At 67.0% G+C, this 13,070-nt stretch carries 13 protein-coding genes; all 13 read right to left on the bottom strand.

The window, feature by feature from the left end; genetic code table 11:
• Positions 1 to 84: 84 nt before the first annotated feature.
• Positions 85 to 585, bottom strand: a complete 501-nt coding sequence (gene hpaR, locus VGV58_RS13060; protein ID WP_326874919.1) for a homoprotocatechuate degradation operon regulator HpaR — start codon at positions 583 to 585, stop codon at positions 85 to 87.
• A gap of 69 nt (positions 586 to 654) precedes the next feature.
• A complete protein-coding gene (locus VGV58_RS13055; protein ID WP_326874449.1) occupies positions 655 to 1,068 on the bottom strand; it encodes a 5-carboxymethyl-2-hydroxymuconate Delta-isomerase in 414 nt (137 codons plus the stop codon).
• 20 nt (positions 1,069 to 1,088) lie between these two features.
• A complete protein-coding gene (locus VGV58_RS13050) occupies positions 1,089 to 2,249 on the bottom strand; it encodes a pyridoxal-phosphate-dependent aminotransferase family protein (protein WP_326874448.1) in 1,161 nt (386 codons plus the stop codon).
• 59 nt (positions 2,250 to 2,308) lie between these two features.
• Entirely contained in the window at positions 2,309 to 3,046 is a 738-nt protein-coding gene (locus tag VGV58_RS13045) for an amino acid ABC transporter ATP-binding protein (RefSeq protein WP_326874447.1), read from the bottom strand.
• A 20-nt stretch (positions 3,047 to 3,066) separates the two neighbouring features.
• On the bottom strand, positions 3,067 to 4,185 hold the full coding sequence (locus tag VGV58_RS13040) for an amino acid ABC transporter permease (protein WP_326874446.1): 1,119 nt from the start codon (positions 4,183 to 4,185) through the stop codon (positions 3,067 to 3,069).
• Positions 4,182 to 5,366 carry an amino acid ABC transporter permease gene (locus VGV58_RS13035; protein WP_326874445.1) on the bottom strand — a complete coding sequence of 395 codons (1,185 nt, stop codon included), beginning with the start codon at positions 5,364 to 5,366 and terminating at the stop codon, positions 4,182 to 4,184. The genes VGV58_RS13040 and VGV58_RS13035 overlap by 4 nt, the downstream gene beginning before the upstream one ends.
• A gap of 67 nt (positions 5,367 to 5,433) precedes the next feature.
• On the bottom strand, positions 5,434 to 6,471 hold the full coding sequence (locus VGV58_RS13030; RefSeq protein ID WP_326874444.1) for an amino acid ABC transporter substrate-binding protein: 1,038 nt from the start codon (positions 6,469 to 6,471) through the stop codon (positions 5,434 to 5,436).
• 165 nt (positions 6,472 to 6,636) lie between these two features.
• Positions 6,637 to 7,440: a 2-oxo-hept-4-ene-1,7-dioate hydratase gene (hpaH, locus tag VGV58_RS13025; RefSeq protein WP_326874443.1), complete on the bottom strand. Its 804-nt coding sequence runs from the start codon at positions 7,438 to 7,440 to the stop codon at positions 6,637 to 6,639.
• A gap of 3 nt (positions 7,441 to 7,443) precedes the next feature.
• On the bottom strand, positions 7,444 to 8,310 hold the full coding sequence (locus VGV58_RS13020; protein ID WP_326874442.1) for a fumarylacetoacetate hydrolase family protein: 867 nt from the start codon (positions 8,308 to 8,310) through the stop codon (positions 7,444 to 7,446).
• A gap of 279 nt (positions 8,311 to 8,589) precedes the next feature.
• Positions 8,590 to 9,870, bottom strand: a complete 1,281-nt coding sequence (locus tag VGV58_RS13015) for an aspartate aminotransferase family protein (protein WP_326874441.1) — start codon at positions 9,868 to 9,870, stop codon at positions 8,590 to 8,592.
• Between the two features lie 23 nt (positions 9,871 to 9,893).
• Positions 9,894 to 10,955: a phosphotransferase gene (locus VGV58_RS13010; RefSeq protein WP_326874440.1), complete on the bottom strand. Its 1,062-nt coding sequence runs from the start codon at positions 10,953 to 10,955 to the stop codon at positions 9,894 to 9,896.
• Positions 10,952 to 11,980 (bottom strand): histone deacetylase family protein, encoded by a 1,029-nt coding sequence (locus VGV58_RS13005; RefSeq protein WP_326874439.1) that lies wholly within the window; start codon positions 11,978 to 11,980, stop codon positions 10,952 to 10,954. Before VGV58_RS13005 ends, VGV58_RS13010 begins: the two co-directional genes overlap by 4 nt.
• Positions 11,981 to 12,000: 20 nt before the next feature.
• Positions 12,001 to 13,053 carry an ABC transporter substrate-binding protein gene (locus VGV58_RS13000; RefSeq protein WP_326874438.1) on the bottom strand — a complete coding sequence of 351 codons (1,053 nt, stop codon included), beginning with the start codon at positions 13,051 to 13,053 and terminating at the stop codon, positions 12,001 to 12,003.
• Between the last annotated feature and the right edge of the window lie 17 nt (positions 13,054 to 13,070).

Here is a 13,070-nt window from a genome sequence, read left to right as displayed (position 1 = left end):
AAGGCGGCGTGGTTGTCAAATCCTCCGGACAGCGGAAGGCCATCGCGACAAGCAACCCTGCCATGCGCGACGGGCGAACAGCGCTCAGCCGGCAATCTCCGGCCCGTCCAGGCATTCTTCCAACTGCCGAAGCAAACTCTGCAGTTCGGCGAGGCGCTCGCCGCCATAGCGTCCGGTGATCTCGCGATAGATCACCTCGGACTCGGTGCCCGCCCGTTCGATCAGCGCCAACCCCTGCGGGGAAATCGAGACGATGCCGCGCCGCAGGTCCGATTTCAGCGTCCGGCGCAGGATGAGGCCACGCTCGTCGAGATCCCTGAGGATGCGCGAGAGGCTGGGAGCGAGCAGGAACGTCGCCTCCGCCAGCTCGGTCACCTCGAAGCTCTCTCCCGAGGTCAGGGCGCGCAGGACACGCCATTGCTGCTCGGTGAGCCCGAAGCGCCGGAGGCTCGCGCGAAAATGGCGCATCACCGCCTCGCGCGCCCGAAGCAGCGACATCGGGAGCGATTTCGAGAAGTGCCGGATGCGGATGCGGGCTGTGGCAGTGTCAGAGTCGTGCGGCATCGATCGGGACTTGCCCTGCATTGGTCCAGACATGGAAACTCCCGAGCCGAAGCGGCGCGAGCGCGGCATCGCGGCCGCGCCGCCCTTGCCTCAGGCTACCACCTTCTCCGGAATGCCGCGCCGCTTCAGATGCTCGCGATAATTGCTGGTCTTGAAGTTCAGCGCCTCGTCCGCCTCTTCCATCTGCACGGAGAGGCCGAGCGGGCGGGCGGCCAAAACGGGCGCAAGCAGCGCCTTGGCCGCCTCGAAGACGCGGGCGCCGGCCACCCTCTTGTCCTCATCGGAACGTCCCTTGGCGATGCGCAGCAGCACATGCACGAAGGCGTTATCGGGATGGCCGTCGACGATCAGGTAGTTGGCGACCGGGACGCCGCGCGTGCGGGCCCCGGCGAAGGGAAACACCGTCCCGTCACCGATGAACGCATCCTGCACCGTCTTGAGGAGGACAGGGATATCGACGCTGGCTTCGAGATTGCTGGAATATTCGACCCAGATGTGAGGCATGGCGATTGCGTCCGTGGTCTTCAGCGGAGGGAGGCGATGGCAGCCGTGACACCGCAGCCGGGAGACGGCACCGTGTGGCCGAGGGCGGTCAAGCTGAGTTCGAGATAGTGCAGATCGGTCAGGATGTCGGCCTCGCTGATCTGCCCCATCGTGCCGATCCGGACGACCCGGCCGCTCAGCTTGTTGCGGGCGCCGGCGATGACGGTGTTGTAGGTCTCGTACATGTGCCTGACGATCGCCCCGCCGGTAAGCGGCTCCGGCACGGAGGCGACGACGACGGTGCGAGAGGCCGCGGCGGGATCGCCGAAGGCCGGCAGGCCGAGCGCGACGCAGCCGGCGCGCAGGGCGTCCGAGAGCCGCTTGTGGCGGGCGAAGACCTGCTCAAGGCCTTCCTCATGGATCGCCCGCAAGGCTTCCTGCATGCCGAACAGCAGCGAGACCGGGCAGGTGAAAGCGGTCTCGTGCTTGTCGACGGTGGCGAGCGCCTTTCGCATGTCGAGATAGAAGCGTGGGCAGCGATCATCGCGCTCGATCACCTTGCGGGCCTTCTCGCTGACGCTGGCGAAGCCGAGGCCGGGCGGGCACATCAGCGCCTTCTGCGAACCGGTGACGATGATGTCGACGCCCCATTCGTCCTGCCGCAGTTCCATGCCGGCAAGCCCGCTGACCGAGTCGACCAGGAACAGCGTCTCGCGGTCGCGCAGCAGCGCGCCGATCGCGGCAAGGTCGGTCACCGCGCCGGTGGAGCTCTCATTGTGGACCGTGATCAGCGCACGGTAGTTCGCGGTCTCCAGCTTGGCCGCGACAACCACCGGATCGGGCGCCCAGCCCCATTCGCTTTCGATGACGTCGACCTCGGCGCCGAGCGCGCGGGCGATCTGGGCGTAGCGGTCGCCGAACTGGCCATGCGCCAGAGCCAGCACCTTCTCGCCGGGCGCGAGCACGTTGACGAGGCTCGCCTCCATCACGCCGGTTCCGGAGGCGCCGAAGGTCAGCACCGGCGCCGTCGTGCCGAACAGCGGCTGGATCAGGCGCTGGATCTCTTCGAGGACCACGCGCATCTCGGGGCCGCGATGATTGATGATCGGGCGGGCCGTCGCCTGGCGGATGCGCTCGGGAATCGAGATCGGGCCGGGAAGGCGCAGGCGATACGGGTAGGGGCTGGCGGGCGACGTCGTCACGGGAGGGAGCTCCGGAAGGCTGGGCTTGGCAGAAAAGCTGGTGGCCGGCATGGCGCCGGTCAGTGGATGACCTGCTGGATGAACTGGCGGGCGCGCTCGGTACGCGGCGCCTCGAAGAAGCTGTCGGGTGCACCGATCTCGGCGATCGCGCCATCGGCCATGAAGACGACGCGGTCGGCCACGGCGCGGGCGAAGCCCATCTCATGGGTGACGCAGATCATGGTCATGCCGGTGCCGGCAAGCTCGATCATCACGTCGAGCACCTCCTTGACCATTTCCGGGTCGAGCGCCGAGGTCGGCTCGTCGAACAGCATCACCTGCGGCTCCATCGCCAGCGCGCGCGCGATCGCGACGCGCTGCTGCTGGCCGCCGGAGAGCTGGTTGGGAAACTTGCGGGCCTGATGGCCGATATGGACGCGCTCCAGCAGCTCCATGGCGCGCGCCTCCGCCGCGGCGCGCGGCATGCGCTTCAGCTTGATCGGCCCGAGCGTCAGATTGTCTAGGATCGACAGATGCGGGAACAGGTTGAAGTTCTGGAAGACCATGCCGACGCGCTGGCGGATCGCCTCGATCCTGTCGTCGTCCTGCGCGACATGCTCGCCCGCGACGGTGATCATGCCCTGCTCATAGGCCTCGAGCCCGTTGATGCAGCGGATCATCGTCGATTTGCCCGACCCCGAGGGGCCGCAGACGACGATGCGCTCGCCGGGCTTCACATCGAGGTCGATGTCCCGGAGGACATGGAACTGCGAGTACCATTTGTTGACGCCGGCGAGGCGGATGAGAGGGGTTTCCATGGCGTGATGACCCGGTGTGTTCAGGAGCGCTCGGCGCGCGCGAAGCCGGCCTCGACGGCGCGGCTGTAGCAGGACAGGCCGAAGCTCATCAGCCAGAAGACCAGGCCGACGATGAAGTAGCCCTCGGCCTGCGATCCCGCCCAGAGCGGGTCCGAGACGCCAGCCGAGACGATGTTGAGCAGGTCGAACAGCCCGACCACCATGACGAGCGTGGTGTTCTTCAGCAGCGAGATCGTGGTGTTCACCACGCCCGGCACGACCTTGCGGACCGCCTGCGGCAGGATGATGTGCAGCATGGTGCGCCAGTAGCCGAAGCCGATCGCCATCGCCGCCTCGTACTGGCCCTTCGGCAGCGCCTGCAGGCCGCCGCGCACCACCTCGGCCATATAGGCGGCCTCGTAGAAGATGATGCCGACGACCGCGAGCGCGAGCGGGTCCGGCTTCGTGCCCGAGGGCAGGAAGAAGGGCAGCATCACGATCGCCATGAACAGCACGGTCAGGAACGGCACGCCGCGGCAGAACTCGATGAAGCCGATGCAGAACCAGCGGATCAGCGGCATCCGGCTGCGCCGCCCGAGCGCGAAGAGCACGCCGAAGGGCAGCGAGAAGGTGATGCCGGAGACCGCGAGGATCATGGTCAGCAGCAGCCCGCCCCATTGGTCGCTCGGGACGATCGCCAGGCCGCCGAAGCCGCCATGCAGCAGCAGGAAGGTCGCGACCGGCAGCACGACCATCATGAAGACCGCGGCATGGCGCTTGCCCGGCAGGCGCGGCACCATCAGCCAGATCAGGCCGACGACCAGCAGCACGAAGGCGGTGTTCGCCCGCCAGCGCTCCGCCGGCGGGTAGAAGCCGTAGACGAATTGCGAGGCCTTGGCCGTGACGAAGGCCCAGCAGGCGCCGGTCCCGGTGCAGTCGGCACGGCTGGCGCCGGACCATGTCGCGTCGAACAGCGCCCAGGGCACGATCGCCCAGGCGATGCCCCCAAGCACCGCCGCAACGGCGAAGGACAGCACGGCATCGCGCCAGGAGGCGAAGATGCGCCGGCGCAACCAGGACAGGACTCGGCCGAGCGGGGCATTCGTGCCTGCGGATGAAGGCCGCGCACGTCCGGCCGGAAGGGTGGCTGCGTCCGTCACCGCTCGACGATCCGGGTCATGTGGTTGAACAGGTTGATCAGCGCGCCGATCAGCAGGCTGATCGCGAGATAGACCGCCATGGTCATGGTCACGATCTCGATGGCTCGCCCGGTCTGGTTGATGCTGATCCCGGTGAAGACGCCGACGAGGTCCGGATAGCCGATCGCGACCGCGAGCGAAGAGCCCTTGAGGATGTTGAGATACTGGTTCGACAGTGGCGGCAGCAGCACGCGCGTCGCCTGCGGAATGACGATGAAGCGCAGCGTCTGCCACCAGCCGAAGCCGATCGCGGCGGAAGCCTCGCGCTGGCCCTTGTTGACGGATTCGATGCTGGCGCGGACGAGCTCGCCGATGAAGGCGGCGTTGTAGATCGCCATGGCGATCACCAGCGCCGACAATTCCGGCACCAGCACCCAGCCACCGGCGAAATTGAAGCCCCTGAGCTGCGGCAGCGAGACCCCGAGCTGGGCGCCGCTCAGGCCGACAGCCAGCGCAGGCACCAGCAGCAGAAGCGCCAGCGAGGGCAGCCAGGCATTGACGCTACGGCCGCTGCGTTCGGCATAACCCGTCAGGCTGCGAAAGAGGGCGAGCGCCGCGATCATGGCGATGAGGATCGCGATGGCGAGCAGGCCGGGACGGTCGGTCGTCAAGGCCGGGACGAGGATGCCGCGATTGGAGAGATAGACGGCATCGCCGAGGTTCACCGCCGCGCGCGGCGCCGGCAGCGCCCGCAAGGCGACGTTGTAGAGGATCAGGATGTGCAGCAGCTGCGGCAGGTTGCGCACGATCTCGACATAGATCCGCGCCGCGCGGGACATCGCCCAATTGCCGGAGAGCTGGGCGATGCCGACGCCGAAGCCGAGCATGGTCGAGAACAGGATCGCCAGAACCGTGACCAGCAAAGTGTTGGTGATGCCGATCAGGAAGACCCGCCAGTAATTGTCACTGGCCGTATAGGGGATGAGGTGGAAGGCGATCTCGAAGCCCGCTTCCCGCCAGAGGAAATCGAAGCCGAGCTTGAGGCCGCGCGCCGCGAGATTGTCCTGCAGGTTCCCGATTGCGACGTAGGCCAGGACGGCGAGCGCCGCGACCAGCAGTCCCTGATAGAGCCAGCCCATGACGCGCCGGCGTCCGAAGAGCGGGTGTCTGGTCGGCAGGGTGGCGGCGGGCGTAGAGGTCATCGGTCCTGACGTCGGCGGCATAGGGAGGGGAGGCCGGCAACTTGCCGCCGGCCTCGGCTGTCCTGTCTCAGCGCAGCAGCGGCGCGGACATCAGGCCCTTGTTGTTCCAGAGATTGTTGAGGCCGCGCTCGAGCTTGATCGGGCTCTTGGCGCCGAGATTGCGCTCGAACATCTCGCCATAGTTGCCGACGGCCTTGATCGCGTTGAGGGCCCAGGCGTTGTCGAGGCCGAGCTTGGCGCCGAAATCGCCGGTCGCCCCGAGCAGGCGCTGCACTTCCGGCGAGGTCGAGCTCGCCTTCATCTGCTCGACATTGGCCTGGGTGATCCCGAGCTCCTCGGCGGCAATCAGCGCGTTCAGCGTCCAGGCGACGACATCGCGGAAGCGGCTGTCGTCCTTGCGCACGACCGGCCCGATGGGCTCCATCGAAATCAGCTCCGGCAGCACGACCCAGTCGTCGGGCTTGCCGAGCTTCGAGACCGCGCCGGCAAGCGCGCTCAGCACATTGGCGTAGACATCGCAGCGGCCCGAGGCGAGGTTCTTCTCGTTCTGGTCGCGGGTGTTTGCCGCGACCGGCGTGAACTTCATGCTGTTCTTGCGGAAGAAGTCGGCGAGGTTGAGCTCATAGTTCGAGCCGGCCGAGACGCAGATCGAGGCGCCTTCGAGCTCCTTGGCGCTCTTCACCCCCAGCGACTTCTTCGCCAGGAAGCCCTGGCTGTCATAGAGATAGACGCCCGGCCATTCGACGTTGAGCTCGATGTCGCGGATGAAGGTGTGCGTCGCGGTGCGGGCGAGCAGGTCGATGCCGCCCGATTGCAGCGTCGCGAAGGCCGTCTTGATCTCGAGCGGCACGTACTTGATCTTGTCGGCGTCGCCGAGGGTGGCCGCGGCAACCGCACGGCAGAAATCGACCTCGAAGCCGGACCATTTGGCATTGCTGTCGAGCGTGCTCATGCCGGTCTGGACGCCGCTGGAAACGCCGCAATTGAGGGCGCCGCGTCCCGCGATCGCCTTCTGTGTGGCCCCGCTCTCGGCCGAGGCCGCCGTCGCGGCGAGCAACAGGCAGCCCGCGGCCAGTGCCCCTGTATTGCGCAGATATCCGAGCATTCAGCCCTCCCCAGTGCCTGTCGTGAGACGGGCGCGTAACCCTGCGCCCACCGTTCGGTCAGACAACACGTAACATGTTAATTATCAAGTTAATTATCTGGCGCGGCGCCGTGGCGGGACACAAGGTCGCGCCTCCGCCGCCATGCGGGATCACGCCCGCGCGCCTCACTCGAAGAAGCAGCTCACCGTCCCGAGCGGCCCGTAATCGCCGATGATGGTGTCGCCGTGCCGGGCTTCGACCGGGCGGATGAAAGAGCCCGCGAGCACGATCTGCCCCGCCTCGATCCGACCGCCATAGCTTGCGAGCCGGTTCGCCAGCCAGGCGATGCCGCGCGCCGGGTGGTTGAGCACGCCAGCGCCAAGGCCGGTCTCCTCGACCTCGCCATTGCGCGAGACGATCGCCCCGACCCAGCGCAGATCGACCTGGTCCGGGCGCATCGCACGCCCGCCGGTGACGATGCCGGCATTGGCAGCATTGTCGGAGATGGTGTCGACGATGGTGCGAGCCTGCCTGGTCTGCGGATCGACGCGCAGGATGCGCGTGTCGAGGATCTCGAGCGCCGGCACGACATAGTCGGTCGCGTTCAGCACGTCGAAGACGCTGACGTCCGGCCCCTCCAGGCCCGCCTTCATGACGAAGGCGATCTCGGCCTCGATGCGCGGCTGGATGAAGCGCTCCTTCGGGATGCGGCAGCCATCCTCGAAGCGCATGTCGTCGAGCAGCACGCCGGAATCGGGCGTGTCGATGTTCAGCGCATACTGCATCGCCTTCGAGGTCAGGCCGATCTTCCAGCCGATGACGCGGCGGCCGGCGGCGCGCTTGCGCTCGACCCAGGCGCTCTGGATCGCATAGGCGTCGTCCATCGTCATCTGCGGAAAGCGCAGCGACATCAGCCCGGTCTGCCGGCGTGTCCGCTCGGCTTCGTCAAGGCTGAGCGCGGCGGCCGAAATCTCTTCCGAGGACAGCATGGTTCAGGCCTCGTCCGCGACGGTGTTGCGCAACAGGCCGATCCCCTCGGCCTCGACCTCGACGACGTCGCCGGGCTTCAGCCAGATCGGCGGGTCGAAACGGGCACCGGCGCCGGTCGGCGTGCCGGTGATCAGGATGTCGCCGGGGACGAGCGTGGTGAAGGTCGAGATGTAGCTGATGATCTTGCGGAAGGAGAAGATCATGCGGCTGGTCCGGTCGCTCTGGCGCACCTGGCCATTGACCCGGGTCTCCAGCGCGATGTCGGCGATCTGAGCCTCCCCGACGAAGGGCACCAGCCAGGGGCCGAGCGAGCCGGAGCGATCGAAATTCTTGCCCTGGGTGACGTTGAACTTGGCGTGACGCACCCAGTCGCGGATCGTCCCCTCGTTCGACAGGGTCAGCGCGGCGATGTGATCGAGGGCATCGCGCTCGGCGATGCGCCGCCCCGCCTTGCCGATCACGATCGCGATCTCGCCTTCATAGTCGAGTTGCACGCTCTCCGGCGGCCGGATCAGCGGCTGCTCGTGCGCAGTGAAGGAACGCAGGAAACGCGGGAACAGCGACGGGTTCGGCGGAGCCTCCTGCCCGTCCTTGTACTCGGCATTGCGGTCGGGAAAGTTCACGCCAACGCAGATGATCTTCTCGGGGGCGAGCGAGGGAATCTCGTAGCGAAGGCCTTCGAGCGGGAGATCGGGGCTCAGAGCCGCCCCCTTCTCAGCCAGAACCGTAAAAGCCCGGTCGGCAAGGACATGCTGCAGCGTCGGCCATTGTGCCCCATACCGGGCAGACAGGTCGACGACGCCTCCATCGACGACAAGGCCGTAACGCGCCTCGTCGCCATCGGCAAAACTAACGAATCTCGCGGTCAAGGATCGCTTCCTCATGAATGACGAAGACGATGGGCCGACAAGGCCGGGCATGCACTGCCCAGCCCCTCGGAGCCTGCCGAACGGGAGCTCGGAAGCGTTACGCTCCCATCATCTAATTATCATGTTAAGCAATTTCTGGCGCGCGCTGTCAACCCGCGCCGACGCTCTGTTCTGGAGCGGCGCGGCTGTGTCATCACTCGCGAGCTGAAATCGATCAGCTCGCCGGCGGAGGACTGCGCGGCTTCAGCCGCGCTGGTCCATGCCGACGAGCCGCGACGTCTACCGTGGCGTCGCCGCCAGGGTCTGTTTGAGAGCGTCGACCAGTTGGTCGGCATTGTCCTTCGAGAAGACCATCGGTGGGCGGATCTTGAGCAGGTTGCGGCCACCCCCGGTGATACCGACGAGGACGCCGCGCTGCATCAGCCCTTCGATCAGCGCGCGCGCCATCTCCGGCGCCGGTGCCTGGCTTGCGCGATCCCTGACGATCTCGACGCCGACGAACAGTCCGGTGCCGCGGACATCGCCGATGCGCTCATCCTTTTCCATCAGGCCAGCGAGCCGGCCGCGCAAATAGGCGCCGACCTGCAACGCATTCTCCTGCAAGCCCTCATCGCGCAGCACATCGAGCACGGCGATACCCGCCGCTGCGACAACCTGGTTGCCGCCGAAGGTGTTGAAATAGCGCTCCGTCCTGAGGAAGCCTTCGACCAGCTCGCGGCGCGTGATGACCACGGCCAGCGGCAACCCGTTGCCCATCGGCTTGGCCATGGTGACGATGTCAGGCGTGATCCTGGCATGCTGGAAGCCCCAGAAATGCGTACCGGTGCGCCCAAGCGCCGACTGGACCTCGTCGGCAATGATCAGCGCGCCGGACTTGCGGACCTCGGCGATCGCCTCGTGGAGATAGCCGGCGGGCGGGCTGTAGAGGCCATCGCTGGCGAAGACCGGGCAGGCGAAGAACGCGGCCGGCCGGTGCCCGCGCTCGGCGAGGCCGGCGATCGCGCGGCGATACTGCTCGGCATATTGCGAGGCCGTCAGCTTCGGCGTCTTGTCGCCGACGCCGCGATGCTCCGGCGCGGGCACGGTCGCGACCCAGCCCTGCTGGCGCTCGGCGGGGATCGTCGAGGAATCGAGCGCACCGATGATCGTTGAATTGCCGTGGAAAGCCGAGCGGGTGATCAGCGCGCCGCTGCCGCCGGAATTGGCCATGGCGATCCGCCAGGCGAGCTCATTCGCCTCGGTTCCCGAACAGACGAACATGCAGACCTTGAGCGGGTCCGGCATGCTCTCGGCGAGGCGCTCGGCATAGTCGACGATCAGCTCGCTGGGATAGCGGGTGTTGGAGTTGAAGGTCGCGAGCTGGCGGCTCGCCGCCTCGACCACGCGCGGATGGCAATGGCCGACATGCGGGACGTTGTTGTAGGCGTCGAGATAACGCTTGCCGCCCTGATCGGTCACCCAGACGCCCTCGCCGCGCACCGGTGCGAACGGAGCCTGGTAGAATTGCTTGTACATCGGCCCGAGCAGGCGGGCGCGGCGTTCCATCAGCGTGTCGTACATGGCTGGCTTCTTTCCGGGGGACATCAATGAGTGCCGAGGCCGGCGGCCTCGGCGAGGCGGGCGTGGAGTTCGGCCGGGGACAGCGCATCGCAGCGGGCGAGCGCTTCCCAGCCGAAGCGGCTGACATCGTCGCGATAGGAGGTCGTCGCGGCGGGATTGGCCTGGCGGCGCCAGGAGACGATGAGCTCGCGGGTCGCGAGCCGCGCCTGGACGAGAACCGGCAGCACGGCGATCTCGTCGGCCGCGAGCGGCAGGACCCGGGCATAGCCCTTCACCACCTGCGCCATCGCGCCCAGCGGATCGGCCTCGCGGTAGAGGAGATGCGCAGCCGCGATCGCGACCTCGGCGACGCGGATCGTCCTGATCATGTCGCCGAAATCGATGATGCCGGAAACCGAGCCGTCCTGCGGCTGCAGCAGCAGGTTGTTCTGGTTGAGGTCGTTGTGGATGACCTGTCGGGGCAGCGGCGGCAGAAGCGGCGCGACGCTCTCGCTGAAGCGGTCGAGCACACGCTCCGCCAGAGCCTTACGCTGGTCGGTATCGAGAAAGGCGACCTTCTCGCGCAGGCCGGCGAAGTGGACGAGATCCCAGATGAAGGCCCGGTTCGCGCCGGGATGGTCGAAATCGGCCAGAGCACGATCGAGCCGCGCCGCCAGCATGCCGATCTCGACCCGCTGGGCCCGCGAGAAGGTGCTGCCGAGCGCAGGCTCGCCCGGCAGATAGGTCAAGACGCGCAGCAGATGGCGCTGGCCGCCACTTTCATGCGCGACGATCGTGCTGCCATCGCGGGCGGCGACCACACGCGGCACCGGCAGGGCCGGATCGGTCCGTGCCAGATGGGCGAGCGCCGCGTTCTGGAAGGCGAGCTCCTCCGCGCTGTCGGAGTCGCCGCAGATCTTGAAGACGACGTCTCGGCCATCCGCGCTGGCGACATGGAGGTTGAGGTCGCGCTCGCCGCTGATCCGCGCGAAGGAACCGCTGATCCCGAAATGCTCGCGAAGCATCCCGGCCAGTTCGTCGCCTGTGAACTGCGGCAGCGGCGCCATCAGCGCATCGTCCAAAGCGGGCGCAGCTAGACCGCTCACGCCATCGCCTCCTGGAAGCCGGTGAGGAAGGCGGCGAGATTGTCGCCCAGCACCGGCGAGGGATAGCCGCCTTCCTGAATGATCACGGTCGGCCGCCGCAGACTGGCAAGGCTCTCGCCCATGCGCCTGAATCCCTCCGTCGTCACGGCCGTGCAGGCGAAGGGATCGGCTACCGAGGGATCGAGCCCGAGCGCGATCACCAGGACATCGGGAGAGAAGTGTTTCGCCTTGTCGACCGCCTGCCGGACGGCGGCGAGATAGACCTCGTCGTCAGCCCGCTCAGGAACCGGCAGGTTGAGGTTGAAACCCTCGCCAGCGCCTGCCCCGGTCTCGTCGGCATAGCCGGCATAGAACGGGTAGACCGTCGCCGGGTCGGCATGGACCGAGATGGTCTGGACGTCGGCACGATCATAGAACAGCGCTTGCGTGCCGTTGCCATGATGGACGTCGACATCGAGGATGGTGACGCGTTGAGCGTGATCACGCGCCAAGGTCGCCGCCAGCGCCGTGTTGTTGAGGAAGCAGTAGCCGCAGGCCTGGTCGCGATAGGCGTGATGTCCCGGCGGCCGGCACAGCGCATAGGCCGCCCCCTCGCCGTTCAGCACCCGCGCCGTCGCATCGATCGCGGTCGCGCCGCTGGCGAGGATCGCCGACCAGCTGTCGGCGAGCAGCACGCTCGCCGCATCGGCGATGTAATAGCCGGCTCGCCCGAGCAGGTCCTGCGGCAGCCGCCGCATATAGGCATTGGGATGCAGGCTCGGGCGCAATTCCTCGCTCGCCGGGAAGCGCTGCTTCCAGGCGGCAAAGCCGGTTTCGAGGAAGTCGAGATAGCCGGCGTCATGGACGCGCCGGATCAACGACAGGTCGGCCGGCCCCGGCGAGACCACAGTCTCGGTGCAGCCCTCGGCCGCCGCGAGCAGGACGCGCGCCCGGTCCGGCACCTCCAGCGCCGTGGTGAGCCCGCCACCCGAAAGCCGGGTGCGGACATGATGACCGTACTGGTCGGGATGGAAGATCGTCTTCATCTCAGGCAGTCCTCAAAGGCTCACTTCGCGATCAGCGCCTGGTAGCGCTCCTGCACGCTGGCGATGTTGTCGGCCCACCAGGCAGGCTGGAGCGGTGCCTGGCGATCCTTGTTCTGCGGCGAGGAATTGGCCTTCTCCAGCGCTTCGGCCGAGAACTGCTTCACCGAAAAGGCGCGTTCGTTGATCGGCCCGTAGTAGGGCAGCACATCGGGGATGTTCGCCTGGATCTCGGGCGTCACCATCTGCGCGATCATGCGCTGCGCGGCGGCGGCATTGGCAGCGCCCTTGGGGATGCCGAAGCAGCCGAAGCCGAGCAGGGCCTGGTCATAGGTGAAGTCGACCGGCGCACCGTCGGCCAGCACGCTGGCGACCCGGCTGCCCCAGATCACCATCATGTCGACCTCGCCATCCTTCAGGAGCTGCGACGCCTGGGCGCCCGATTGCCAGAACACGTCGATCGAGGACTTCAGCTTCGCCAGCGAAGCCAAAGCCCGGTCGGCGTCGAGCGGGTAGAGCTTGTCCTTGTCGACCCCGTCGGCGAGGAGCGCGACCTCCATGCTCTCCTGCGGGTAGATGTGCATGGCCCGCCGCCCCGGGAACGCTTTGGCATCCCAGAAGTCCTTCCAGTTGCGCGGCGGCTTGTCCTTGTACTTGTCCTTCTGCCAGGCCAGCACGGTCGAGACGTAGTTGCTGCCGATATAGGCCGTCCCCCGCGCCTGCGGCGCGATGCCCGTTACATCGATCTTCGAATAGTCGAGCGGCTCGAACAGCCCTTCGCTCTGGCCGCGTGCGCAATCGGCTTCGCCAAGCTGCACGATGTCCCAGCCGGGCTTGCCAGACTGGACCTGCACGCGAACGCTGGCGAGGCCGCTATGACTCTCCTCGCGTACCTTGACGCCGAGCTTCTTGCCGGCCGGATCGAACAACGCCTTCCGGACGCTGCCCTGATACTGCCCGCCGAAGCCGGCGAAGGTGACGGAATCCTGCGCCGCGGCGATCTGCGCCGATCCTATCAGCGCGGCGGCAGCGAAGGCGAAGCGCGACATCGTCGTGCCCGATGAAAACTGCGTCATGTTTCTCTTCCCCACAT

Source organism: Allobosea sp. (assembly GCF_035944895.1).
GTDB lineage: Bacteria > Pseudomonadota > Alphaproteobacteria > Rhizobiales > Beijerinckiaceae > Allobosea.
Note: the sequence above shows the minus strand (reverse complement) of the source record. Positions and strands in the feature narration are given on the sequence as shown.